Origin of the sequence: Salipiger sp. PrR003 (assembly GCF_010500785.1) — a bacterium.
Classification (GTDB): Bacteria; Pseudomonadota; Alphaproteobacteria; order Rhodobacterales; family Rhodobacteraceae; genus Salipiger; species Salipiger pacificus_A.
In genome coordinates this window covers 1-23,485 of sequence record NZ_JAAGOV010000068.1, presented here as the reverse complement: position 1 = coordinate 23,485, position 23,485 = coordinate 1, and the positions used below count along the sequence as shown (strand labels likewise).

At 63.1% G+C, this 23,485-nt stretch carries 23 protein-coding genes; 19 read left to right on the top strand and 4 right to left on the bottom strand.

Annotated features, from left to right (window positions below):
* The 18 genes from G0D83_RS24040 to G0D83_RS23955 all read left to right on the top strand — a co-directional run.
* A partial coding sequence (locus tag G0D83_RS24040; RefSeq protein WP_164197118.1) for a VirB4 family type IV secretion system protein occupies positions 1-1,872 on the top strand: 1,872 nt, incomplete at its 5' end.
* Entirely contained in the window at positions 1,869-2,102 is a 234-nt protein-coding gene (locus tag G0D83_RS24035) for a hypothetical protein (protein WP_164197117.1), read from the top strand. The genes G0D83_RS24040 and G0D83_RS24035, both read left to right, overlap by 4 nt.
* Positions 2,077-3,243, top strand: a complete 1,167-nt coding sequence (locus tag G0D83_RS32665; RefSeq protein WP_304610674.1) for a lytic transglycosylase domain-containing protein — start codon at positions 2,077-2,079, stop codon at positions 3,241-3,243. The genes G0D83_RS24035 and G0D83_RS32665 overlap by 26 nt, the downstream gene beginning before the upstream one ends.
* Positions 3,236-4,066: a type IV secretion system protein gene (locus tag G0D83_RS24025; protein WP_164197116.1), complete on the top strand. Its 831-nt coding sequence runs from the start codon at positions 3,236-3,238 to the stop codon at positions 4,064-4,066. The genes G0D83_RS32665 and G0D83_RS24025 overlap by 8 nt, the downstream gene beginning before the upstream one ends.
* A 36-nt stretch (positions 4,067-4,102) precedes the next feature.
* Positions 4,103-4,615, top strand: coding sequence for a hypothetical protein (locus tag G0D83_RS24020; RefSeq protein ID WP_164197115.1), 513 nt, complete (start codon positions 4,103-4,105; stop codon positions 4,613-4,615).
* The gene (locus tag G0D83_RS24015) at positions 4,615-5,667 is read left to right on the top strand and encodes a type IV secretion system protein (RefSeq protein WP_164197114.1); all 1,053 of its coding nucleotides are present in this window, start codon (positions 4,615-4,617) and stop codon (positions 5,665-5,667) included. The genes G0D83_RS24020 and G0D83_RS24015 overlap by 1 nt, the downstream gene beginning before the upstream one ends.
* 23 nt (positions 5,668-5,690) lie before the next feature.
* Positions 5,691-6,344, top strand: a complete 654-nt coding sequence (locus G0D83_RS24010) for a type IV secretion system protein (protein WP_164197113.1) — start codon at positions 5,691-5,693, stop codon at positions 6,342-6,344.
* A 2-nt stretch (positions 6,345-6,346) separates the two neighbouring features.
* Complete coding sequence (locus tag G0D83_RS24005) at positions 6,347-7,087, top strand: TrbG/VirB9 family P-type conjugative transfer protein (RefSeq protein WP_164197112.1); 741 nt, start codon at positions 6,347-6,349, stop codon at positions 7,085-7,087.
* A gap of 1 nt (position 7,088) precedes the next feature.
* Complete coding sequence (locus G0D83_RS24000; protein WP_164197111.1) at positions 7,089-8,615, top strand: TrbI/VirB10 family protein; 1,527 nt, start codon at positions 7,089-7,091, stop codon at positions 8,613-8,615.
* The gene (locus G0D83_RS23995; RefSeq protein WP_164197110.1) at positions 8,615-9,610 is read left to right on the top strand and encodes an ATPase, T2SS/T4P/T4SS family; all 996 of its coding nucleotides are present in this window, start codon (positions 8,615-8,617) and stop codon (positions 9,608-9,610) included. Before G0D83_RS24000 ends, G0D83_RS23995 begins: the two co-directional genes overlap by 1 nt.
* Positions 9,611-9,821: 211 nt before the next feature.
* On the top strand, positions 9,822-10,034 hold the full coding sequence (locus G0D83_RS23990) for a hypothetical protein (RefSeq protein ID WP_164197109.1): 213 nt from the start codon (positions 9,822-9,824) through the stop codon (positions 10,032-10,034).
* 584 nt (positions 10,035-10,618) lie between these two features.
* Positions 10,619-12,004, top strand: a complete 1,386-nt coding sequence (locus G0D83_RS23985) for a rhodanese-like domain-containing protein (protein ID WP_164197108.1) — start codon at positions 10,619-10,621, stop codon at positions 12,002-12,004.
* A gap of 26 nt (positions 12,005-12,030) precedes the next feature.
* Positions 12,031-12,867, top strand: coding sequence for a DUF305 domain-containing protein (locus G0D83_RS23980; protein WP_164197107.1), 837 nt, complete (start codon positions 12,031-12,033; stop codon positions 12,865-12,867).
* Between the two features lie 261 nt (positions 12,868-13,128).
* Positions 13,129-13,323: an MHC class I heavy chain gene (locus G0D83_RS23975; protein ID WP_164197106.1), complete on the top strand. Its 195-nt coding sequence runs from the start codon at positions 13,129-13,131 to the stop codon at positions 13,321-13,323.
* A gap of 235 nt (positions 13,324-13,558) precedes the next feature.
* A complete protein-coding gene (locus G0D83_RS23970) occupies positions 13,559-13,834 on the top strand; it encodes a type II toxin-antitoxin system RelE/ParE family toxin (protein WP_164197105.1) in 276 nt (91 codons plus the stop codon).
* A 9-nt stretch (positions 13,835-13,843) separates the two neighbouring features.
* Positions 13,844-14,161 carry a HigA family addiction module antitoxin gene (locus G0D83_RS23965; protein ID WP_164197104.1) on the top strand — a complete coding sequence of 106 codons (318 nt, stop codon included), beginning with the start codon at positions 13,844-13,846 and terminating at the stop codon, positions 14,159-14,161.
* A gap of 734 nt (positions 14,162-14,895) precedes the next feature.
* Complete coding sequence (locus tag G0D83_RS23960; protein ID WP_164197103.1) at positions 14,896-15,135, top strand: hypothetical protein; 240 nt, start codon at positions 14,896-14,898, stop codon at positions 15,133-15,135.
* Positions 15,136-16,824: 1,689 nt separating this feature from the next.
* Positions 16,825-17,148, top strand: a complete 324-nt coding sequence (locus G0D83_RS23955; RefSeq protein WP_164197102.1) for an H-NS family nucleoid-associated regulatory protein — start codon at positions 16,825-16,827, stop codon at positions 17,146-17,148.
* A gap of 179 nt (positions 17,149-17,327) precedes the next feature.
* Here G0D83_RS23955 and G0D83_RS23950 read toward each other — a convergent pair whose 3' ends face one another.
* On the bottom strand, positions 17,328-17,750 hold the full coding sequence (locus tag G0D83_RS23950) for a VOC family protein (protein ID WP_164197101.1): 423 nt from the start codon (positions 17,748-17,750) through the stop codon (positions 17,328-17,330).
* A gap of 267 nt (positions 17,751-18,017) precedes the next feature.
* Positions 18,018-18,419: a hypothetical protein gene (locus tag G0D83_RS23945; RefSeq protein ID WP_164197100.1), complete on the bottom strand. Its 402-nt coding sequence runs from the start codon at positions 18,417-18,419 to the stop codon at positions 18,018-18,020.
* Between the two features lie 519 nt (positions 18,420-18,938).
* Between G0D83_RS23945 and G0D83_RS23940 the strand changes: the two genes are divergently transcribed.
* A complete protein-coding gene (locus G0D83_RS23940) occupies positions 18,939-19,271 on the top strand; it encodes a hypothetical protein (protein WP_164197099.1) in 333 nt (110 codons plus the stop codon).
* A gap of 250 nt (positions 19,272-19,521) precedes the next feature.
* Here the strand turns inward: G0D83_RS23940 and G0D83_RS23935 are convergent, their stop codons facing one another.
* Both G0D83_RS23935 and G0D83_RS23930 read right to left on the bottom strand, forming a co-directional pair.
* Positions 19,522-21,483, bottom strand: coding sequence for a type IV secretory system conjugative DNA transfer family protein (locus tag G0D83_RS23935; protein WP_164197098.1), 1,962 nt, complete (start codon positions 21,481-21,483; stop codon positions 19,522-19,524).
* 22 nt (positions 21,484-21,505) lie between these two features.
* On the bottom strand, positions 21,506-23,413 hold the full coding sequence (locus G0D83_RS23930; RefSeq protein WP_164197097.1) for a relaxase/mobilization nuclease domain-containing protein: 1,908 nt from the start codon (positions 23,411-23,413) through the stop codon (positions 21,506-21,508).
* Positions 23,414-23,485 lie beyond the last annotated feature (72 nt).

The following is a 23,485-nucleotide window of genomic DNA, read 5'->3' as shown; positions in this document are numbered from 1 at the left end:
CGCATGGCCGAGGCCATGGGCCTGCTGCAGGCAATGTATCACGCCGTGGGGTTCCGCCGCCTACGCGTCTCGGACGGCGATTGGCTCGGCTATCTCGGCACGATCCAGGGTCAGGAATTCCAACCGATGCACGGGCAGCCGGGCCAGTTCCTCTCGGCCTCCATGACCAACGCCCAATACCTCTTCAAGGGAAAGCGCTTCGCCATCGACAACGGCATGAGCCGCCGCTTCGGCGCGATCTTCGGGCTGAAGGCCTGGCCGAACAAGTCGCTGCCAACCGTGCTCGATGCGCTGGAGCTGCCTTACGACATCGTCGTCACCAACAGCTTCACGCCAATCCGCAACAACGAGGCCGAGGAAAAGATCTCCCGCACCGCCCGGCAGATGGGGGCAACTGAGGATGCTGCGCAGTCGCTGCGCGCGGGGCTTTACGAGCTTCTCGATGACATCGCCTCCGGGCGCGGCGTGCTGGGCAAGCACCAGCTCACCGTCATGGTCACCGCTGGCAGTGAAAAGGCTCTGGAAGAGGCCGCCTCCGAGGTCTGGCGTGCCGGGCAGGAGTCGGGCGCCACGCTGGTGCGCGAGAGCTTCGCCGCCCGCGCCATGTTCTTCAGCCAGGCGCCGGGCAATTGGCGCTACCGGCATCGCGCGGCGCTGACCACCTCGACCAACTTTGCCGATTTTGCCGCCTTCCACGCCGGCGCGCCCGGACGCGACAAGAACCAGTCGCCCTGGGGCGAGACCATCACGGTTTTGCCCTCGGTGTCGTCGTGCCAGTACCGGTTCAATTTCCACGAGCCGGGGTCCCGCACCGCCGAGCCCTCCGGCGGGCATACACTGGTGCTGGGGCGCCCGGGCTCGGGCAAGACGCTCGGCACCGCGTTTTTGATGGCGCAGGCCCGCCGCGTCGGCGCCCGCATCGTGGTCTTCGACAAGGACCTCGGCCTCGAGATGGCGGTGCGCGCCATGGGCGGCACCTACAGCACCGTCCGCATCGGCCAGCCCACGGGCTTCAATCCTTTCCTCACCGAGACCGACAGCCGCGGCGCGGCCTGGCTCACCGATTGGACTGCCGACATTCTCTCGCGCAGCGGCCGTCCGCTCGAGACGTTCCAGACCGTGGCATTGAACGACGCCATCCGCCGCGTGGTGGCGGCCGAGCCCGAGCTGCGCAGCTTCTCGGCCCTGGCCTCGGCGGTGAATCAAACCGACGACGATGGTGATCTCGTCGCCCGGGTGCGCGAGTGGACCGCGGCGGGCCGATTTGGCTGGCTCTTCGACGAAGAAGCCGAGACCGGCATTCAAATCGGCGAGGATGTCGTCGGCATCGATATGAGCGAGCTTCTCGATCTCGGCACCGAGCGCACCGCGCTTCTGGCCTATCTCTTTCGGCGGATCGAGCGGGTCATCGAGGACCGCCGCCCCACCATCCTCGTCATCGACGAGGCCTGGAAAATGCTGAACGACGAGATGTTCGTGAAGCGTCTGCAGGAATGGCTGGTCACCATGCGCAAGAAGAACTGCGTGGTGATGATGCTGACCCAGACCCCCGGGCATCTCGCGCAGTCGAGTGTTGGGTCAATCATCTCCGAGATGGTCTCGACGCAGATCCTGTTTCCGAACCCGGCGGCCCATCCCGAAGACTATCGCATCCTCAAGCTCAATGACCGCGAGGCGGAGTTTGTCTCGCAAAGCACCGGCGGGCTGCGCCTCGCACTGCTGCGCTCCGCCGGCGACAGCCTCTTCGTCAATTTCGACCTCTCCGGCCTCGGCCCGGATCTCGTCACCGTGCTCGGCGGCGGGGCGAAAGGCGAAGACCGCGCGCCCTTCGAATGGCGCCGCAAGTCTGATTTCTGGAAGGACATGGCATGACAAAGCTCCTCTCCACCGCCGCGCTGATGCTGGCCCTCGCTGGCTGCGCCGCCGGTGTCTCGACCGGGCGCAAGTCGCCCTGCGCCGGCACGTTTCGGACCGAGGGCAGCTACGGGGTCATTCCGGCCACGGCAACGCGCGGCGCCGTGGTGAGCCGGGGCGCCGCCTCCCCTTCCCAAATGAGTTTTGCTGCGGAGGGCGTGGATGATTGCCAGTTCTCCCCGCTCTGAGCGCATGCCGAAATCAGCCGCATCGCGGACCGGGGCGGCGGGACTGGGCGTGGCAGGGCTGATGCTCGCCGCAATCCCCGCCCCCAGCGCCCTGGCGCAGGGGGTGCCGATCGTCGATGGCTCGAACCTCGCCAATGCGATCTCGCGCCTCTCCGAGGGCGAGCGTGACTTTGCCAAGCAGCAGGAAAAGCTGGGCCGCCGCGAAGCGCAGCAGGATCTGCACCAGGAGCAGCTGGAGGCCTATGCACGCTTCCTTGACCAGACGACGGGCACCACCGATGTCTCGGGCTTAGAAGACGGCGCGGGCGGTTTTCCGAGCGCGAGCGAGACCTACCCAGTGACGGAGGAAAGCAGCGCCGATGCGCAGCGGCTCTTTGGTGACGATGCCGGCGTCGAGCAGATGATCATCGAAACGGCCGCGAAATACGAAACCCATGCCGGTGTCGGCGCCGCGGGCCTGACCCCGCTGACCTGGCGCATCCTTTTCCAGTCGCTCATCAAGCAGGAAAGCCGCTTCAACAACGCCGCGGTCTCCCATGTGGGCGCCATGGGCTTTTGCCAGCTCATGCCCGGCACCGCCGCCGATCTTGGCGTCGATCCGCGCGATCCCTGGCAGAACCTCGACGGCGGGGCGCGCTACATCCTGGCCCAGCTCAAGTCCTACGGGCGGATCGATTTTGCCCTTGCCGCCTATAACGCCGGGCCCGGCAATGTCGACAAATACGGCGGCGTGCCACCCTTCGACGAGACGCAGAACTACGTCCGCCGGATCCGCGGCTACTATGATGGCTACCTGTCGCTCATCACCGGCAAGGATCAGACCGGCACGCTCACCGGGGTCGATGGCGCCTCGGCGCAATGGGGCAACTGGTCGGATGCCTCCATGGGCTACGCCGGCGAGGTGAACAGCCAGATCAATCAAGCGATGCAGCGCATCTATGGCCTCCTGCAGCAGGCCAGGCCCGAGACCGAAAAGCAGGCCGTCGATCACAACACCTACATGATGGCCGAGCGCGCCCGTCTCATGGCGCTGACCCTGCGCCTGCGCGCCGCGCAGGTGAAAGTAGAAGCCGCCCGCGGCATGTCAGACGCCGCCCAGGGCCTGCAGGTCACGAACTTCTGGGAGTATCGCGATGAGTGAGAGGACCGCTCGCAAGGCCCTGCGCCGCTTTGCCATCTGCCTCGGCAGCGCCAGCGCCGCGGCCCTCGCGCCGCCCGCGCCCGGTCTTGCGCAGGGCGTGCCGGTCATCGACGGCTCGAACCTCGCAAAGAACGTCGAACAGCTGCAGCAGGCGCTGCAGGATGCCGAGAACCAGATCGAGCAAATCCAGCAGCTGAAGAAGCAGATAGAGCTGCAAATGGAGCAGATCACCAGCCTCGAGTTCATCGGGGACTCGCTGACCGGCTTCAATGACATCGCCACGCTCTACAACAGCGCCGAAGACCTGCGGGATCGCGCCGCCAAGATCACCGATCTCAGCGGCTTCGCCGACGACCTGGCCATGGGGGACTTCGACGCGCTTTTGGACAACCTGCTCGATGGCGACGTCACAATGGGCGAAAAGCACGCCGCCGAGCAGATGCGCGAGACGCTGGCCTCGGCCGGGCTGACCTCCGATCGGCTCTCGCAGCTGTCGTCCTCGGAAAACCCCCAAGACAAGGTCATCGCCCAGACCGCCGGCACCAGCGCGACGGCGATTGCCGCGGCGCAGCTCTCCTACGAAGAGGCGGAATCCAGTCTCGAGCGGGTCAACGGGCTGGTGGATGAGATCGCCAACCAGGAGACGCTCAAGGAGAGCGTCGATCTCAACACCCGCATGGCGGCCGAAACCAACTTCATGCTCGGCCAGATGTGGCGGCTCAATGCTGCCGCCGGCCTCGCGCAGGGCCAGACCGGCGTGAACTGGGCCGCCGAGCAGGCCAAGGAGCGCAGCTTTTTTGATTACTCGGGCACCGCCGACTGAGCGGCGCCCAAACGCGATTTGAAAGAGGAGACCCATATGTTTGCGAAGATGATCACGGGCCTGGCGGCGGGCCTCGTCCTGGCAGGTGCGGGCGGTGCGGCCTGGGCCGTGGACTACAGCGCCGCCTCGGCACCGGAGCTCAGCGCCGCGGCCATCGCGGCGGTCGAGGCCGAAGATGCAGATAAGCTCCTGGCGATCATGCAGGAAATGCAGAGCCGCAGCATGTATTTCTTCGAAGGCGACGAGGCGCTCTGCCGCCGGGAGCCGCCGAAGGTTGGGCTGCTCGCCAAGCCGGGGTTCAACTTCGGCACGGCGCGCACCGCGTACGAAACATTCAACATGTCGCAGCGCCTCGAAGAGCAGACCTGCACCTGCCCGCAGGCCGCGCGCTCCTTCGAGGAGTTCTCGGTCGAGTTCCTTGGCGTGATGCCGGAGGACATTTCCGAGACCGAGATGGCGAAACTGCGTGAATACAATATCGCGAACAAGAATGACGTGTACCGCGCCTATCGCACCTTCCGAAACGACAGCTGCAGGGATGCCCCGTGATGGCGATCATTGCGGATGCTCTTTCGGCTGTGGACACGACGGCCGCGTCTGTTGGTGCCGCCGCCTACAACGAAGTGGCGGGCTCGGTCATCCCGGTGTTCCGCGTCGGCGCGGTGCTCCTCCTGGCGATGACAGGGATCAACCTCGCCATCCAGGCTGTCCCGATGACACTCCGCAATGGGCTCAGCCTCATCATGCGGATCGTCCTGGTCGCGATCTTCCTGTCCTCCTTTGCCAACTTCGACGCGATCTATGGGGTGCTGACAGAGACGCCGAGCCAATTGGGCGGCACCATTCTTGAGGCGACCACGGGTGCGATTGTGACGGACCTCTATGACGGCCTCGATACACTCTTCGTCAAAGCCCTCGACTTGGGCCAGACGGTTTCCGAGAACGGCTCCTATATCTCCGGCGCCCTTGCCAGCCTACTCATGTTCCTCATTGCAGCCCTGATGGCGACCATCTCCATCGTCGTCATCTGCGCCGCGAAACTGATGATTGCGGTGCTGATTGTTGTCGGGCCGCTGGCGATTGCCTGCACGCTCTTCAAGCAATCGGCGCCAATCTTCGAGGCCTACGTAAAGTTGGCCCTGGGGTTCGCCTTCGTGCCCTTGCTGACCGCGGCCATGGCCGGCTTCACCATTGCCACCAGCGAGATGCTCACCTCAGATCTTGGCGGTGCCGAGACCATTGGCGACATCATCGGCTTCGTGGTGGTCATGATGCTCGGCACCGGGCTCATGTTCATGGTCCCGACCATTGCCCAATCTCTCGGCTCGACCGCCATCGGCCTCGGGCAGGCCGCCACCGGCACCTACCAGCAGGCCAAGTCACACAGCTATGGCGCCGTGGCCGGCGCCCGCGGCATGGCCGAGGGCATGACCGGGCGCAAGGAACCCAAATACGGGATTAGCTCCGGCGCCCGCCGGGAAGGCCATGCGGTCGGCACCGCGATCGCAAGCGCCGCGGGCGGCGCGCCTGGCAGCGCGGCCGCAGCAGCCCGGCTCGCGGTGTCCCTGGCGCAGAAATCCGTCGCCAAGGGCGGCAAGTAATCGGCCTGCGAAGGAGGTTTTTGGTGAAAGAACACAGCTTCGATACGGATATCATCATGGCCCCGCGCCGCAGCGAAAAGCGCGCCTGGATCGTCGCCGGTGTCTCCACCGGCGTCTCGGTCCTCATGGCCCTCTCCATCGCGACGATGATGCCGCTCAAGACAACCGAGGTCTTCACCGTACTGGTGGACCGGGACACGGGTGCAGCCGAGCGCATCATGCAGGTTCAACCCACCGGCATCGAGGATGAGCAGGCAGTGAAGGAAAGCCTGCTGGTCTCCTACGTGTCAGACCGCGAGTCCTTCCTCATGGCCGGCATCCAGGAACGGCTCGAAAGCGTGCAGCGCCGCTCAGCAGGCGGCGCCCGGCGCTCGCTCGTCGCGCTCTGGAGCAATGACAGCGTCAACGAGACCTACCCGCCCCGCCTCTATGGGCAGGGGGCGGAGGTCACCGTGCGGGTGAAGACCATCACCTTCCTCGAGCCAACGGTCGCTCAGGTCCGCTATGAGAAGACCCTGCGCACGCCGCGGCAGGACAGCGTCACCCGCCCCTTCGTCGCGGTCATCGGTTTCGAGTTCCAGCCGCGCGAGGAACGCGCCCTCGAGCGGGTCTGGGAAAACCCGCTTGGCTTTACGGTGACCAGTTTCAATGTCTCGGCCGAGACGCTGGGAGGCTGACCATGCGATACGCCAACGCCCTCACGCTTTTCGCCCTTCTCCTCCTGCCCCTGCCGGCGCTGGCCGAACGCGCGCCGCAAACCATGGGTCAGGACGCCCGCGTGCGCTCGGTCTGGTACAACCCCTCCGACGTGATCCGCGTGGATACCAACCTGCGGACCAACACCGCGCTCGAGCTCGGCCGCGGCGAACGGATCGAGCAAGTGCTTCTCGGGGATTCCGAGGCCTTCGATGTCGAGGTTCTGTCGAACCGCAACACGGTCTCGGTAAAACCGGTCATCGCCAGCGCCCACAGCAATATGACCATCTACACCTCGCGCCGCGCCATCGCCTTCGTCCTGACCGAAGGCCGCAGCAAGACCCCGACCTACCGCGTCGCGGTCAACTACCCCGAAGACCAGCCGGCCCGCGCATCCAGCACCCCCAAGGCCATCGGCACCCGCGACACCGGCTACGAATACGCCGGCAGCGGGCAAGCCCGGCCCGTGGCAGTCTGGAACGACGGGCACGCGACGTATTTCGAGTTCCGCCAGGGGGTCCGCCCTTCGATCTTCGCAGTGGACGGCGAGGGCTATGAGCTGACGGTGAACTCGCAGACCCGCGGCCGGATCGTGCGCGTCGGCGGTGTGGCAGACGCCTTCACCATCCGGATCGGCGACGAGGTGATCTGCATCCGCCGCGTGCCGGGCGGCAAGACCGTGGATCCCTTCATCCTCCGCAGCCTTGCCGGGAAGGAGTTCTGAGATGGCCGAGCAGAAGGGTACCGACGATCAGGCTTTCGAGGAGACTGACTTCGAAGGTGGCGGCGCACCGCAGGAGAAAGCCTACCGCGTTGAACGCAAGCGCCGCCGCGCGGCGCTGCGGTTGAACTCGCTCGCCGGCACGCTGGTTTCCGGCATTATCGCGGGCTGCCTGCTCGTGGTGCTGGCCTACGCCATGGTCGCGGGCGAAGACGAGAGCGCGCCCGTGGAAACCTCCAACGTCACCGAATTCCAGGACGGGGCAACTGGCAGCGGCTTCGGCAATATCGCGCCTGCCGCTGCACCTGAGCCCGAGGACGAGGGGTTCGACTTCGGCCTCATCCAGGACCAGCTCGACAGTCAGCGCAGCGCGCTCGAAGAGCGCAACGCCTCCCTACAGGAACAGGTGCAGCAGCTGCAAAGTAGCCTCGCCGATCTGTCCGGTCGCGCGGGCAGCGAAGACAGCGCCGTTGTCGCAGACCTCTCCCGCGCCCTGCAGGAAACGCAGGAGCAGAATGCGCAAATGGCGCAGCAGATGCGCGAGGAGTTCGCCAATCAGCTGAAATCGCTGCAGGCGGCCAATGAAGAGCGCATGATCCAGCAGGAAGAGGCGCTGGAGTCCTTGCGCCGCGAGAACCTGGCGCTGCAGACCGAGATCACCACCGCCAGCAATGACGCCGCACAGGAGGCCCAGGACGCCGAAGCTGAGCGGCGGCGACAAGCTGAGCGCGAGGCCGAGCTGGCCGAACGTCGGCGCCAGCAGCAGGAAGAACTGCAGGCCCGCGTCGAGTCCGAAGCGGTGATCTACGACAGTGGCGCAAGCTCAGGCAGCGCGGGACCTGCGAGCGGCGGACCCGGGGACACAGCCGGCCAACTGAGCCCGCGCGGGCAATCCCGCGACAGCGCGCTGCGCGCCTTTGTCACCGGCGGTGCCGGCGGCAGCACTGGTGCCACGCCGACCGAGCAGGCGACGGAAATTGCCAATCCGTCCTACACGGTCCTGCAGGGCACGATGATCCAGGCGAGCCTTGAGAACGCCGTCGACTCCTCCCTGCCCGGCGCCGTCTCGGCCGTGGTCAACTACCCGGTCTGGTCCTTCGATCAGAGCCAGGTGCTGATCCCCTCCGGCTCGCGCCTTTTCGGGTCCTACAGCTCGGACATCGACATCGGCCAGGGCCGCATTCTCATCGGCTGGACCCGTCTCGTGACACCGGGCGGCCAATCTGTGCAGATCTCGGCCTTTGGCGGGGATCAGATGGGCCGCTCCGGCATCAGCGGACAGGTCGCCACGCGCTTCGGCACGCGCTTTGGCAATGCCGCGCTGATCTCGCTCATCGGCGCTGGTCCCAGCATCGCCGCGGCCCAGATCGACGATGACACCACCTCCGACATTGCCCGCGATATCACCGAGGATCTCGGCGACGCCACCAGCTCGGCGGCGGCTGACTACGCCACCCTGCCCCCGATCATCACCGCCCTTCAAGGCAGCGCCATCACAGTCATGGTCGATCGCGACCTGGAGTTCTTTTGATGAACAAGGCTCCGCCGCGCGCGTCCTTCCTTGCAAGCTATCTTGCACCCCTGGGCCCCTATCTTGGGGACCCTCACGTGGTGGAGGTGGCGATCAATCCCGATGGCTGGGTCTGGGTCGAGCGACAAGGGGACAGCCACATGCATCGGGCCGAAGGGCTGAGCTTCGCGCCGGCCCAGGCCGCGGACCTTGCCAAGGCGATCGCCTCGGAGGTCGACGTGCCACTCTCGGCGAAAAAACCGATCGTGTCGGGCAAGATCACGCATGGCGGTGCGCCACTGCGGGCGCAGGTCGTGGCGGCGCCGGTGATCGAAGGCGCGCCCTCGATCTGCTTCCGGCGGTATTCGCAGTCCAAGCTCGAGATCGGGGACATGATGCTTCTGCATGGTCAGCTCGTCGATCTCGACAAGCGCCGTCGCGACCGGGCGCAGCAGGTGCGCGAGTTGACCGGCGCGGGCCTGGTGACCGAAGCCATGCAGCTCTGCATCGAGGATCGGCTCAACGTGGTGATCTCCGGCGGCACCTCCACCGGAAAAACCACCTTCGCCCGCGCGCTCCTCGACATGGTGGGCCCGCGCGAACGCCTGGTCACCATCGAGGACGCCTTCGAGCTCTTCCCGGCCCACGCCAACACCGTCTCCATGAAATCGGACCGGATGCCCGGCTCGGAGAAATCCCCCGCAAAGCTCCTGGAATCCAGCCTGCGGATGCGCCCCGACAGGATCATTCTCGGTGAGCTCCGCGGCTTTGAAGCCCTCACCTTCCTCGAGGCCATCAACACCGGCCACGGCGGGTCCTTCACCACCATCCACGCTGACACCGCCCTCAAGGCCATCGATCGGCTGGCGATGATGGTGCTCGGCACCGGGCTCAACATGAGCTTCGAAGAGGTGCGCCGCTACTGCGCCCACAGCATCGATGTGGTGATCCAACTGGGAAGGGAGGATGGGAGAAGGGGGATTGCGGAGATATTTCTGCCGGGGACTGCGGGCTGATCTCAATTCGGTGATCCACGAGGGTCTCCTCCACTCTAAGCTGGCGATGAAAGCCGCGGATTTGTGCATCTTTGTACGCAGCATGTGCGTTAGCGCTAATGGTGACTTAGCGGAAGTTGAGACTAAACCAGCCACCGACAGTTATTTCTCAGAAGTCGGTTCTTGATACGTTCGCCAACTGGCTTGCTACGACGAGCATGAGCTTAGGTGTATGGAGAAAATCATCTTCCTTTGGGGTCTTATCCTGGTAGCTGCCGGTATCGGGATGCTCGCGGCCGATCAATTCGTCTCCAGCGATGACATCACCGGAAACTTTGTCGCTTCCCGGACCATTTTCTTCCCGCTCGGGATCGCAGCGGTGGTCCTCGGAGGAATTGCAGCGCTGGCTGGCTCGGTCGTAGGGATGGTCCGGAACCAGAAGTGAATTTCGCCTTTACGGCGGGAGAGGCCCCTTCACACCCACCGACGAGGTCAAAAGGGACGCGATGGTATGCGGCCTGAGGGGCAAACTCGACACTGTTCGCGCATCCAGCGCCAAGTTCGCTGAGCGCAAAAAGCGAAGCGCCTCGAGGGCAGTGCTCAGACCGTAGCCGATAAGGTGAACAAGCCCGGCGCCTCATATTCATGCATTTAAGGACATCGGAATCGAATCCGATATCGAATTCCGCATCATCCTAGAGGCTGACTGCGCTCACCCAGCGCGCCAGGAGCCTGCTCATGACACTACCCATGACAGGCTATTCCACGGTGGTCGACATTGCGAGGGAGACTCTCTGTCTCAACCTTCCTGCCGCGCCTGTTCAACCGCCTTTTCCAAAGCGGCCCCGGTCTCTGCGTTCAACTCCTTCCGTCTTCCCAGCGATCGCGTTCGAGTAACGCCCTGTAGATTTCCCCCGAAGGTCCAGAATCATATTCAAAAATCGGAACGCAAAGCCACCTGAACGCATTCTTCCTGCAATGAGGCGCTGCAGAACCGCAGGGCCCGCTCAACCACCGGAGGAAGATGCCATGACCATGCGTTTCGAACAGATCCTCGCCGAAGGTGTCGCCCAATGCTCCTACCTCTTGGGTGATACCGGCAGCGGGACGGCAGCCGTCGTTGATCCCAGACCGGATTGCGAGATCTACATCGAACGCGCCAAGGCGCTCGGCCTGACGATCACCCATGTGTTTGAGACCCATATCCACGCCGACTTCCTTTCTGGCGCCCGCGAGTTGGTGGCACGGCTGGACGGCGCGCCCGCGCTTTGCGTCAGCGTCGAGGGCGACGCTGAATACGATTTCCCGCATACCGGTATCCGCGACGCTGACAGCTTCAAGTTCGGCAAGCTACGTCTGGAAGTTCGCCACACGCCCGGCCACACGCCCGAGCATGTCTCGTTTCTCCTGTTCGAGGAGGACCGCGACGACCCCTGGGGTGTGCTCAGCGGCGATGCCTTCTTCGTGGACTCGGTGGGCCGGCCGGACCTGCTGGGCGACGACAAGACCGACGAACTGACCGAGGCGCTGTTCCGCACCACGCAGGAGTTTTACATGGCGCTGCCCGAGGGGGTCATCGTCTACCCCTGCCACGGCGCGGGCTCAGCCTGCGGGCCGGACATCGGCGACCGCATGTCCACCACGATCGGCTACGAGAAGGCGCACAACAAGTATGTGCAGATCACCGATCTTGAGTCCTTCAAGGCGGAGATGACGCAGGACGCACCACCCGTGCCAACGCACTACCCGCGTCTGAAAAAGGTCAACGCCGCAGGGCCCGAGATCATGCACGGGCTGCCTCGCTGCGTTGGCAAGACGCCTGACGCTTTCGAGGCGCTGCTCGAGGCGGGAGACGTAGAGCTTTTGGACGTGCGCGACATGTTCGCCTTCGGCGGCGGCTTCATCAAGGGCGCGCTGAACATCGGCCTTCAGCCCGAGCTTTCGGTCTGGGCCGGCTGGCTGCTCGACCCCGAGGCCCCCATTGCGCTCGTCACCGAGACCGACGAACAGGCGGCCGAGGCGGTCCAGTTGCTTTGGCGGGTCGGATATACGCGCTTCGCGGGTTATCTCGCGGGCGGCATCGGTGCGTGGCGCGAAGGCGGCCGACCGCTCGAACACATTCACCAGTTGACGGTGCAAGAGCTTCAGAAGAGCGATGTGCTTCCGCTCGACGTACGCAAGAATGAGGAATGGCAGAGCGGCCACATCCCCAAGGCGCGCCACGCCTTCCTCGGTACGCTCGAAGGCGAGCTGGACCAACTCGACCGGGATGCCGACTACGCCACCTATTGCCAGAGCGGCTTTCGCGCCAGCATCGCCGCGAGCCTGCTGCATCGCGCCGGGTTTTCGCAGATCACCAATGTGCCTGGCAGCTTCGGCGCCTGGCAGGCGCAGGGCTACCCGGTGGAAACTTGAGCCATCTCAGCGACAAGGAGATTCCGATGACCTACTCCCGCTTCGCCCTTATGATCCTCGCCTCAACGGTGATCATGTTCGGGCTGATGTATCTCAACACCTACGCATTCGAGCACGTCTTCTTCAGCGAGACCCGCGTCTATATGGCGATCGTCATGGGCGCGACCATGGCGTTCGTGATGCTCGCCTTCATGGCGGCGATGTATCCCAGTCGGGCAGTCAATATCGCCATCTTCGCGGGCAGCATCGTCGTCTTCGCCGGCGCGCTCTGGCTGGTGCGCAGCCAGGTGACCGTAAATGGTGAAAGCTACATGCGGGCGATGATCCCCCACCATTCGATCGCCATCATGACCTCCGAGCGGGCCGGCATCGAGGACGCAAGGGTGCGTAAACTCGCTGGCGGCATCGCCACGGCCCAGAAGAAGGAGATCGCCGAGATGCGCGCGCTGATCGCCGATGTCGCTGCCGGCAACATGGTGACCTCGATCTACGAAGACCCGCCCGTACGGCAGGGCACGCTGCAGGACGCGCTTAGCAACACGCTCCTGTCGACGCTCGATCCTGCCCCGCTGAACGCTGAGGAGGCAGGGGATGCGATGCCCGAGGGCGAGACCTGCGCCTTTCGCCGCACCCGCACCGAGGAGCCGGTGCTGATCGCCGCCGCAGATGGCAGCACGGCAGTAACCCGCCTCAACGGCATCATCCTGCAACTCGAGGGTCTCGGTGAGGGGCACTACGGGACAGACGGTTTGGAGATGACGGTCGAGCCGGTGGACGTACTACGCTCCGACAGCGAACTCACCTTCCGGCTCGACCCTGGTCCCGAAGCGATCTATCGCGGGTTTTGGACCTGCGCCGGTTGACGTGGGCGATGCACCAACCGCGCGGTCTTTTCGGCTTTCCAATGGCCAGAAAAATATGTCGCCCCAAGCGATTACCGAGGTGGAAGTGGGCAAATGCGTCTGGCTGCCAGCAACGAGAGCTCGGTGGCAAGATCTGGCCAATGGTACTGTGTATTTCATTCCACTGTTGAAATATGTCTGCTCGCCACCATGCTTAGAACCGAGGCCGCAAGACCTACAGGTGAGAGATCGATCGAGCCCTAAGATGATCTGGAGGGAACGATGTCAGAGGACTGGAAGAACATTCAAATCATTGAGTGTGAAGCTGGTGACGGGTCAACGATTACGATCTTCCGGCAATCTTCCGGAAGGCAAGAACGCTATGTACTCGGCAATGGTCAAGAGGTCACCGCAAACGCCGATGGCAGCTTTTCGATCCCTGGCGCGAATTCAGCCCTGAGCGTCGTGAGCGCCTGATGGGCGATCTCACGACGCGAACAGCTAGGCGCTCGAATTGCGCGTGAGTTTTCTTGTGTCGCTGCGTCAAAATCGGGAAACGCGAGAATTACGCAAAAGCGCACCTCGCATGGCTCAAAAGTTGGCAAAGCCGTGGGTCGTTGCCACCCGTGAGGCACCGAAGTATCGAGCTTTCGCGACCATGCATGAGTAAACCAACACTTTACACATGTCGCCTATCGGCTTACATAAAGCCATGATCAAGACTTTCGCACACAAGCAGCTGAAGGCTCTTTGGGAGACCGGCAAGTCGAAGATCGACGCGCGCATGCACAGCCGCATCCTGCGGCGACTGGATGCCCTCGACGCCGCCACGGCTCCCGAGGACATGAATCTGCCGGGCTTCGACTTTCACAGTCTGCGAGGTCACACTCCAACGCGCTACACCGTCCATGTGAACGGCCCATGGTGCATCACCTTCGAGTTCCGCGACGGCGACGCCTATGTGCTGGACTACGAGCAATATCACTAGGAGGCGAGGATGAGCCGCAACCCCAACCGCTGCCCGACGCATCCGGGCGAACTGCTCCGCGAGGATGTGATCCCCGCGACCGGCAAATCCAAATCCGAAATCGCACGGCTGCTGGGCATATCGCGTCAGCACCTGCATGACCTGCTGGCCGAACGGAAACCCGTCAGCCCGGAAGTCGCCGTGCGGCTTGGCAAGTTGTTCGGCACCGCGCCACTGGTCTGGATCAGGATGCAGGGAGCCTATGATGCCTGGCATGCGACCCGCGACGTCGATGTATCGGCCATTCCGACACTGAGCTCCGCGTCCAATAAGTCGGCCACGACCTAAACGCTATTATCGCGTAGTGAACTGACTGCCTCGGTGGTCTCTCCCGCGGCGCAGGGCTCAGCAGAGCTCCAACGAGGTCCGCCGCTACTGCGCCCATAGCGTCGTTCTGGTGATCCAGCTTGGGCAAGGACGGTCGGCGGGAGATCCGAAGATCTTTCTGCCGCGCGCATCCTGGCAAGTAGGCACGCCAGAGCAGCCAGCCCCAGCCGATGGTGCCGCACGCCATTTGCCAGCCAACCTCATGGCGCGACCGTCTTGAACTCGGAACTCGCGAACAAGATAGCGAAGATGAGGATTAACCCGACCAACACCGCAGTGACTGCCGTCCACCCGGGATCACACCGTCAGCGGCGTCGAAATTACACCAGCCAGATCGCAACAATTGCAAAGCCTGTCCTTCTCCAAGGACCCCTCCCCAATGTCGCAGGAAATTCGAGGAGCCTTCTCGGCGAGAGCGCGAGTGAGCACGACCTACCCGATACCGGGTGTCATTACAGACATCATGTCGCTGCAGTGTGGTTAGATCCGTCCTCACTGCTCAGCGACCCGGTCGCGCTCAAGTGCGAGGCTATCACGGCCAAGGCGATTCGACGTGCCGAACCCATGCTCGCTACGAGAATTCGATGATCCCGCCACTCAGGGATGATTGCTGCGAAGGACATACATCTTGACCTTACAGCACTTTCGTCTTGAGGATGAGTTCGATGAAAGAGGTGGCGGTGGGATGGCGGTAAATGGTTGAAGACGTGAGCGTCGAAACTCTATCCCTTTGGCAAAAGCTAGACTTTCTGATCGCAGCGGTCACTTTTTACCTGGCGTTCGCATGCATGTTAGCGGCCGTTTCGACCGACAGTTTGCTCCTTGCCGCTTTTGAACTCTCCATCACCGCCGGCAGCCTGCCCTTCGGCTGCTTGGCCTGGGTTCGCATCCGCAAAGCCGCGGAACTAAAGGCACAGCTCAAACAGCGACGCTAGTAGACGGCGGGCTGCGCTAGCAACCATAGGTCGATGCGTGACCCCCTATGCTGTGCTATGCTGCTACCCGAGTGCGGTGAACCTTCAGCGTTCCGGGACCGTCGCCAGTTCCGACGCTGCATTCTGCAACCGATGCTTGGCATTGCCGGGATCACCGCACTCACCGGAGACCGTGAATATGAGGGCACCGGGCCGGGGTGCTCCGGGCCTGCCGGACGGTCACATGAGAGTTAATTTGCTATGCGCTCGATTTGTGCGACCTTTTCCGGGCCCACCCCTTGTGCGGTGGGTTACCTCGCTCACCGCGCGATAACGATGTGCTGAATGAACATGTTGGGTTTGGAAACAACTGTTTAGCCACGTGCAAGGCGGTTGCATGATCTTGAGGATTTAGCTTTAATGATCATGAGCGCGCCTCGTCGGCCTCCGCTGGGCGGATCCTATCCCCGATGCTCAGATAAGCCACCACTCACGGATCGAAGCGCGCTCAACGTCCCCCTTGCTAGTGCCCTGGTATTTGCATCAAGAGCCCTACACCCGTTCCTCTTCGCACCTTGAATGGTCTTTTAGCGCCTTTGCAGCCCCAACCGCGGCTTGACGTGAGGAGCCGCGGGCATCGCGTCAACCGCGTTCCGCCACGGCTCAATCCCGCCTGCCTTCACGGCCTTGGACTGACCGAGACCACGGAAGCCGCGCCCCAAGTTTCGGAACACACTCTACTATCCCGGCGGAACCAAATGCCCCGGAATTGGAAACATTCTCCAAACCGGGGCAACTGGTAATGAAAAGCGATGTCATTAAAGTGTCGCCCTCCTCCTCGGCTCCGGGGAAATTCCGGAGGTTTGTTCGAGGCCTCCTCGGGCACGTTCGTCCACTCACGGACCTCGATGACGCTGCGTGATTCATTTGATTCCGTCGAGTCCGTTCATCCTCAAGTTGTCGAATAATCATGGCCTCTCAACTCTTAGGAAACAGGGGCACAAAGTCTTGTGGATCAGGCGGCCGTGAAGCGGATGAAAAATGGGGAGCATTTGACCTAGCCTTTTTAGCCGAAAGGAAGCAGGCAGCCAGCGATCGTGATCACCCGAAGCAAAACGCATTTTGCTCGCGCTTGGCACACCAGCTGTTCTGCTCAACATTCCGCCAAAATTTGGACTTCCTATCCTGAGAACACACCGGAAATTTGCTCTCCCTCTCAGTTTCTTGCCTCGCCTGTGATCGTCAAAGCCATTGGATGCTTTTCCAGGGCCACCACCGCACTGGACATTGGAAGAGGCGCCTGCTCAGTCACCCACCGATCCATAAAGAGCTCGATAGCTTCGCGTGCGATTTCGATGACCAGTTTTCTTTGCAGGGAAGCCTGGCTAACAATTCCCACCCGATCTGCGGCGCCCCTCTCTCTTCATCAGGGGCCCTTGGAATTCGGCTTTTCGTCAGCGCTCAAATATGTCCGGAATAAGGAGCTCTCCCTATGTTTATCTTTCCTTCAGCTGATTAATTTGCCATTCGACTTCTAAAAGGCGCCGTTCTTATTTGCCCCTGTTGGCGCCTTATTTTCACCCAAAGGCCGCCAAGATCGGATGGCAGCATCAAGCGCAATCCAGCCCTTGCGATCACAGTCACATTATCGCGACTTGCAGTCATCTTTCATTCCGACGACATAGGGCCGATCCCAATCTGGAGAAACCGATGACCCTGCAACTCGATCTACTCTCAATGTCAAAAGAAGACCTGACGGCGCTGAGCAAGAAAGTTGACAAAGCTCTCGCCGACTATGATGCCCGCAAGAAAGCCGAGGCTCGAGCAGCCGCCGAGGCTCTTGCAAAGGAAGCCGGGTATTCCCTCTCGGAATTGATGGAGGCCGGCAGCACCAAAGGCTCGAAAGGCACGCCCAAGTACGCACACCCCGAGAACTCGGCCCAAACGTGGACTGGCCGAGGTCGAAAGCCGAAATGGGTCGAGGATCACCTTGCTGCTGGTGGTGATCTCGAGGCCTTGGCAATCGCTAAGTAAGCATATCGATTTCGGAACTAACCCCGACCGAAAAGGCGGGGTTAGTTCTGGCGGGAGATGTATTGCTTCGGGCCAGCATCAGCCGAATGCTATCGCCCGCCCCGAGTTCGCTTGCGGGGACGTGAACTCGGATGAGGGCGCGCCGCGCGATATGTCCCTCCCACCAGCCCCAGGCGTCGCTACACCCCGAAGACGACGCGACCCTCTTCGTCGATCGGCCAGGCTGGATTCCACGCGATTTCCCAGATGTGGCCATCGGGGTCCGCGACGTAGCCGCGGACGCCCCCGTAGGGCGGCGCATCGGCCTCTCGAAGAACGGTCGCCCCCGCAGCCACGAGCGTTTTCATGACGCTCTGCACATCCCCTTCCTCGCGCACATTGTGGGCGAGCGACATGGCACCCGCGGCGGGCAGATCGCTGGCCCTGGCATCCTCTTCGAGCGATGCCTTCAACCATGTCCCGAACACGAGGCCGTTCATCTGGTAGAAAACGATCTCCGCGTTCTCGAATACCGGGGTCCAGCCGAAGCCATCGCCATAGAACTTTTTGGACCTTTTGAGATCGGAAACTCCAAGGGTCACCACCGAGATTTGTTGCTGCATGCACATGTCCTCTGAGCTCGCCTGCACAACATGCGCAGGCGCTTGGACCATGGGACGCGGCAATCGGAGCGCCGATGCGCGAAAGGACCCGTTCGCGGGGGCCGGGCCAACCGCACCGACCTAACCTGTTTCTGGTATCGCCAAACTACTCACCGTACCCCCGCGATGCAACCAAACCGGATATCGGGGCCCGCGCGACATCAGAAATGAACGGTTTGAGCCGGCCACTGCCCTTCGAGTCTTCATCGACCTGCAGACCCAAAACTTTCAAGACCTTGCCTGTTCGCCCCCTTTCGACCTCACCGAATTGCTCAGCCCGATCGAGAGCCGCTCTCTATATTCCGCGATCGTATCGTCAGCCGACAAATCAGCCCGCCTCGCGAGTTCGATGGCAAGGTCGAGATCACTTACCTCCGCATAAGCTTCCACCTCGGCCGATGAGAGAAGACCCGCATCGTCTTCCATCAGTCCGGTTGCTTCACTCTCGCGGCGCGCGCACAGCGCGCTGAGCTGCATGTCATCCAATGACCGGAAACGACGTCGCTTGAGCTCACCGAGGTATGTCGTCTTCATGTCGTCTATAGTTTGCAACCAGTGGCCGTGCCGCCCGAGCTTCCATTCCCGCCACCCGACGTCGAGGTCGTCAAAGATTTCACCGGCGGCGATCATCTAATAAAAGTCATGCAATCGTGTGGCATTTCGCTCGTATCGGTTCGACACGAGCTCGTCGAGTTCGCGGCAGCGCCCTATTCGGCGTCTCAGCGCGGCGTCCGACAACATTCTCACGGTCATATCGTACCTTTGCTCCTACCCAATGACTTCGGCACCTCTGCGAGCGCCCCGATCAATTCCTGTTCTTTTAGAGCAACCTAACTGCCTGCGAAATCAACTTTGGCGTGTGGCGCTGGCGAGCGCGACGCGCGCATGTGGGACGCAAACTCGGTGGCGCGCTGTGATCCCCTCCCCGCCGTGCAACGACATTTTTTCCAGGCTGGAGAAGCGCAACCTGGGCGCAGTCCTCGCCCGCTCAAGAACGGCCCTGCCGTCCGCCCCTCAGGTCGAGAGAAATCAAATCTTCGGCAGGTTTCGGTGTAATCTCAGTGCTCAGACACCATATATATGACGCAACTTGGAGCTGGGGTCGTTGCCCTTGAGTTGTCCGACCCCGGGAAAGGGAAGGAGAAGATCATGTGGAAACGTCTGATAAGTCTCAGCCTGACGTTTGGACTGGCTGCCGCCGGACCACCGGCATCGGCGCAGATGGTCTGCGGGCTCCACGAGACCATCACCGGGACGCTCGAAAGCACCTACGACGAAGCGCTTGTCGGGCGTGGACTTCAGTCTGCGACGCGCATGCTGGAGGTCTGGCGCGCAGCTGAGAAGGGAACCTGGACGATCCTTGCCGTGCACCCTGATGGGCTCGCTTGCGTCGTGGCCAGCGGGGAAGCCTGGATCGACGTGCCGCCAAGGCCGGCAGGGGTGGCCGCGAGCGCCTACCCGGCAGTTGAGAGCGAGGAGTAATCGCCAAACCTCACCGAGCGGATGCGGAAGGTGTTCGCAGGCGGCCATGAGCCCTGTCACCGGGCTCAGCCTTCATCGGCTGAGAAGCGGAGTTCGCGGGCCGTGGCTTCCGGCCTCGAACTCGCGGACCCGGTGACAGAATTCATGCCACACCCGCAGCAGGTACAGTTTTTCAGGGCCAAAGATCGTTTTTCAGGTCCGGGGGTGGGCGGTGAGGACAGGAGGATGGGCCGCCCGTGGAAAGGGCTTCCTAGACCTTCGCGCTCTCCTCCTGCTGCACGCCCCCATCAGCATCCTCAAATTTCGCCAAATCCGTGGCGCCTGCCCGCTTGGGTCGCCGGCGGGACGCTGCCCCGCTTTTCCCGCCCTTGCTCCGCTTGGTCTCCGCCCGCGCCCGCATCTCGGCAAACCGCGCACCGTAGTGCTCGCAGGTCTCGACCGTCTCCTCCGCATGCGTAATCTGCGCCAGGCTCGCGACCTTGCGCTTCGGCCTGGCGGTCAGCGGCGGATAGGGCAGCGCGTGCCCGTGACGCGCCGCCTCAATCGGCCCGAAATGGTGGTCCTCGTAGGACGTGATCCGGTGCGCCTTGATGGGATACTGGCCCTCTGGCAGGATCAGCGCCTCGTCGATCGGGAACTGCAGCAGCTTGCCCGGTGAAAGCAGCGCCCTCTCTTCGCTGCGGCGACTGATATTGGCGCTGTCGTCGAGTTCGCGAAGGCGGCTCTGGCTTTCGGTCTTCGACACCACGGTGTGTTTGCCCAGCATGTCCGACAGGACCGTCGCCGTAAGGTCCTCCTGCGGGGTCATGAATATTTTCACCCCGGCGCCAGCCATGAGCGCGCGGCGTCCGGCCTCGCCATAGAGCGACGGGTTGTCGAGACCGGCGATCGACTGGGTGATGATGAAGAAGCGCCCCCCGAAGGAGCGGATGGTCTTGATGCTGTTCTCCACGAGCGGCTGGCGCCCGAGCTGGTCGAACTCGTCCATCAGGAACATGACCGTGTAGGGCTCGTCGGGGCCCGGCTCGGCACGCTGCAGCGACGCGATGCCCTCTGCAAAGAGCAGTCGCACGAGCGGCGCCAGTGTGGTCAGGTGCTCGGACTGCGTGGTGATATAGAGCGTCTGCGCCTCGCGGCGGAAACTGGTCAAATCGAAGTCGTTCTCCAGCGTCGCGCGGACTACCGAAGGGTCGTCCCAGAGCTGGAAGCCGGCACCATTGATCACCGAGCGGTAGCTGTCGGTGATCTTTTGACTCATCCCCGCCATCTCGGAAAAGATCGTCGCGACGATGGGGATGTCGGTCATCTCGGCGTATTCGCGGTACGTCTCCTCGGTTTTGCCGCCGCCCCCGAAGATCTCCTTGGCAAAACCGAGGTTCGGCCTGCCCTGCTCGATGGCAAAGAGGCAGGAGGCGACGAAGAGCCGCTTGCCGGCCTGATAGAAGCCTTTGGCCGCATCTCCCTGCACAACCAGGAATTGGTCGGCCAGGATATTGAGCGCGGTATACTGCTGCTCCGGAGACGACATGGCCGCGATCCGCGCCAGCGGGTTGAAGCGATGCGTCCGGGTCGAAGGCCCGTCTTCGGTCTCCACGTAGTCAAAAGGTGAGAAATACCAGATGCGGTTTCCGAGACCCTTCTGGCGGTGGATCGCGGTTTTCTCGAAGTTCTCGCCTTTCACGTCGAGCACAATGGCACTGCCGCCATGATGCAGAAGGTTCGGTCTGACAAAGCCCACACCTTTGCCGCGCCCGGACGGGGCTACCATGATGAAATGTGGAAACCGGTTCGGCGTGGCGGAGATGTAGAGCCCCTGCTTTTCCGCGCCCGTGGTCTTGCCGAAGACGAAGCCCTCCTCGGAGATCGGCTTGACCATCTTGTTGCGCCGCATCTCCCGCCGCGACTGGAAATGCGCGTCGTCGTAGCTGGTGAGCCGGCCGCGGTAGACCCCGGCGACCCCCACGGCAACGAGGCTTAGCGCCACCAGACCGTTGATGAGGAAGATGACCTGCAGCGCATCCGGATTGGCCTGAAGCGTGGGCCAACTCCAGCGCAGGAACCACGGCTCGAGCGGATCGAGGCTGCTCAAACTCTCGCGGAACACGAGCGCGCCGTAGATCGTGGCGAGCATGGCGCCGATGTAACCGCCGGCCAGCAGACCGCCAATCACGGCGAGCGGGTAGCGCCACGCCGTATCTAGATTCTGGATCATCGTCAGAGATCCTCCCGTCTGCTTAGAGTTCGTGCCCGTCCTCAATGTCCAAGCCGCGCTCCGCGGCATGCTCGGCCGCGAGCTCGGCCTGCCGCTCTCGCGCCATGGCCTGGTAGGCCTCCACGGTCTCGCGCTCGCGGTCCCCCTGCCCCACCACGAGGTCGGCTTCGTTTTTCAGCTCGGCCGCGACCGCCGCCCGAACCGCGGGATCGCGGATTTCCTCCTGCAGAGGCGTGCTGTCGCCCTCGAGGATCTGTGCGAGCTCCGCGTCCGAGAGCGTATCCGCCATCCGATCGACGAGGCTCTCGATGGCGGGCACGTCGGCAAGCTGGTGATGCTTGTCCACGCTCAGCAGCTGGTCGAGCGCCAGCTGCTCGACAAGGTCCCGCGGCACCGCCACGCCGTCGATGATCCGATGCCCCTCTTCGAAGACCGCGGCCAGCCGCGCGGAGGCACCTTCGTCCAAACTTTCCGCGCGACCCTGCCACAGCGCTGCCTGCGCCAGGGAGTGGTCTCCCTGCGCCGCGTATTCCGCCAACTCCTCCGGAGTCGTGCCAAGCTGCGCCATAAGATCCGCATCCTGCGCAAAGGCGGCGGCCAGCGCCTCGCGCAGATCGTCCAACGTGCTGTCGATCTGCCGCACGCGGGGATCCTCCGCCTCGAGCCCGTCCCGTACATGCTGCAGCGAGGCGGGGGTGAGATGCGCAAAGACATCGTCGCGCGTCTCAGCCACCATCGCATGATCTTGGAAGAAGGGATCGGCCTGTGTCGCTGCCATAAGCTCGGTGCTGGTGCGGGAGAACTCCGCCTCCATCCGCACCCGCTCCGGCCCGGCCTCCATGGCCTGAATGCTCTCCCAGGTCTCCCGCGCCTCGGCCAGCAACTGCTCGCGCGCCTGCGTCATGGCCGCGACGGGATCAAAGCTCCCGTCCTGCGTGGCAGCGTGGGTTTGCGGTGGCATCAGGGTATCGGGCTCTGCCATGAGAGAGCCTCCTTCTTCTAGGGTTTGCGCCGACGCGAAGAACGCCTGCGACAGCTTTTCCATGAACGCGTTTCCGGGACCGGAGAGCGAGGCGAGCAGACCAAGGCTGGAATATTGCCGCGCAAAGTCCTGCACCACCGCGCGGCGGTGCGCCCTCTCCGCGTCCGACATCGGCGGCGGCGGAACCAGGTCGCCCCGGCCGGTCTTGTCATGCGCCGCGCGGTACTCGGTCTCGCGCGGCGGGTTTTCAATGATCCCTCGCGACAGGCGGTTGGAGGCTACCATATCGATACCATGCGCTCGCGAGAGCTCGGCATGGCACTCGCGCATCACGTCGTAGTTCAGCTCCGACTTCATGCTGATCGACAGGAAGTTGCCCCAGTCGCAGCCGACCTTGTCGACGACAAAATGCGCATGGATGTGATCCGGGTCGCGGTGCACCGCAGCGACATAGCGCCACTGATCGCCATAGTCGCCGCTGGCAAAGATCGCCTGCCCCCACTTCCGCGCCACCGCCTCGGCCGCCTCGATGCCAGTGCCCTTCGGAAAGCTCAGGATGATGTGGTCGGTGTGCCCGCGCCGGGGCGCGCCGCGCCAGGACGAAGACCAGTCCTCGACAGCCCGAGACAACGTCGTCGGCCGGAGATCACGGTCTACCCCGGCGAAGTTGCTCCAGGTGGCATGTGCCGCGTCTTCCCGGGTGATGTAATTGAGCTGACGGGTCAGCTCCTCCTTCGAGTGACACCCCCCGGCCCGGATCCGCTTCACCACAGACTGCGGCGAACGCTGCGCATTTCCGGCAAAGGCCCGGAAGGATCGGGCCTGTACGCTGCCTTGCCCCGCGCCCGGAACGCGCGTGCCGCTCCCGCCGCTCCGGCTGCGGCGCGCCAGGTCCTCGAGCGGATAGCCGAGAACCGCCTCCTCGATCGACAGCGATCCCGCACTCATTGATCCGCCTCCGGGAAGGCCACATCCGCCAGCGTCCGCCGGCGCGCCACGTTGATGAAATGGGTCAGCGCC

Bases quoted from the DNA above. Each gene is read 5' to 3' on its own strand.
- G0D83_RS32665 (WP_304610674.1), top strand. From the start codon at position 2,077: ATGATTGCCAGTTCTCCCCGCTCTGAGCGCATGCCGAAATCAGCCGCA.
- G0D83_RS24020 (WP_164197115.1), top strand. From the start codon at position 4,103: ATGTTTGCGAAGATGATCACGGGCCTGGCGGCGGGCCTCGTCCTGGCA.
- G0D83_RS23960 (WP_164197103.1), top strand. From the start codon at position 14,896: ATGGTTGAAGACGTGAGCGTCGAAACTCTATCCCTTTGGCAAAAGCTA.
- G0D83_RS23945 (WP_164197100.1), bottom strand. From the start codon at position 18,419: ATGATCGCCGCCGGTGAAATCTTTGACGACCTCGACGTCGGGTGGCGG.
- G0D83_RS24035 (WP_164197117.1), top strand. From the start codon at position 1,869: ATGACAAAGCTCCTCTCCACCGCCGCGCTGATGCTGGCCCTCGCTGGC.
- G0D83_RS23980 (WP_164197107.1), top strand. From the start codon at position 12,031: ATGACCTACTCCCGCTTCGCCCTTATGATCCTCGCCTCAACGGTGATC.
- G0D83_RS23990 (WP_164197109.1), top strand. From the start codon at position 9,822: ATGGAGAAAATCATCTTCCTTTGGGGTCTTATCCTGGTAGCTGCCGGT.
- G0D83_RS23985 (WP_164197108.1), top strand. From the start codon at position 10,619: ATGACCATGCGTTTCGAACAGATCCTCGCCGAAGGTGTCGCCCAATGC.
- G0D83_RS24000 (WP_164197111.1), top strand. From the start codon at position 7,089: ATGGCCGAGCAGAAGGGTACCGACGATCAGGCTTTCGAGGAGACTGAC.
- G0D83_RS24015 (WP_164197114.1), top strand. From the start codon at position 4,615: ATGGCGATCATTGCGGATGCTCTTTCGGCTGTGGACACGACGGCCGCG.
- G0D83_RS23965 (WP_164197104.1), top strand. From the start codon at position 13,844: ATGAGCCGCAACCCCAACCGCTGCCCGACGCATCCGGGCGAACTGCTC.
- G0D83_RS23970 (WP_164197105.1), top strand. From the start codon at position 13,559: ATGATCAAGACTTTCGCACACAAGCAGCTGAAGGCTCTTTGGGAGACC.
- G0D83_RS23930 (WP_164197097.1), bottom strand. From the start codon at position 23,413: ATGAGTGCGGGATCGCTGTCGATCGAGGAGGCGGTTCTCGGCTATCCG.
- G0D83_RS23935 (WP_164197098.1), bottom strand. From the start codon at position 21,483: ATGATCCAGAATCTAGATACGGCGTGGCGCTACCCGCTCGCCGTGATT.
- G0D83_RS24025 (WP_164197116.1), top strand. From the start codon at position 3,236: ATGAGTGAGAGGACCGCTCGCAAGGCCCTGCGCCGCTTTGCCATCTGC.
- G0D83_RS24005 (WP_164197112.1), top strand. From the start codon at position 6,347: ATGCGATACGCCAACGCCCTCACGCTTTTCGCCCTTCTCCTCCTGCCC.
- G0D83_RS23995 (WP_164197110.1), top strand. From the start codon at position 8,615: ATGAACAAGGCTCCGCCGCGCGCGTCCTTCCTTGCAAGCTATCTTGCA.
- G0D83_RS23950 (WP_164197101.1), bottom strand. From the start codon at position 17,750: ATGCAGCAACAAATCTCGGTGGTGACCCTTGGAGTTTCCGATCTCAAA.
- G0D83_RS23940 (WP_164197099.1), top strand. From the start codon at position 18,939: ATGTGGAAACGTCTGATAAGTCTCAGCCTGACGTTTGGACTGGCTGCC.
- G0D83_RS23955 (WP_164197102.1), top strand. From the start codon at position 16,825: ATGACCCTGCAACTCGATCTACTCTCAATGTCAAAAGAAGACCTGACG.
- G0D83_RS23975 (WP_164197106.1), top strand. From the start codon at position 13,129: ATGTCAGAGGACTGGAAGAACATTCAAATCATTGAGTGTGAAGCTGGT.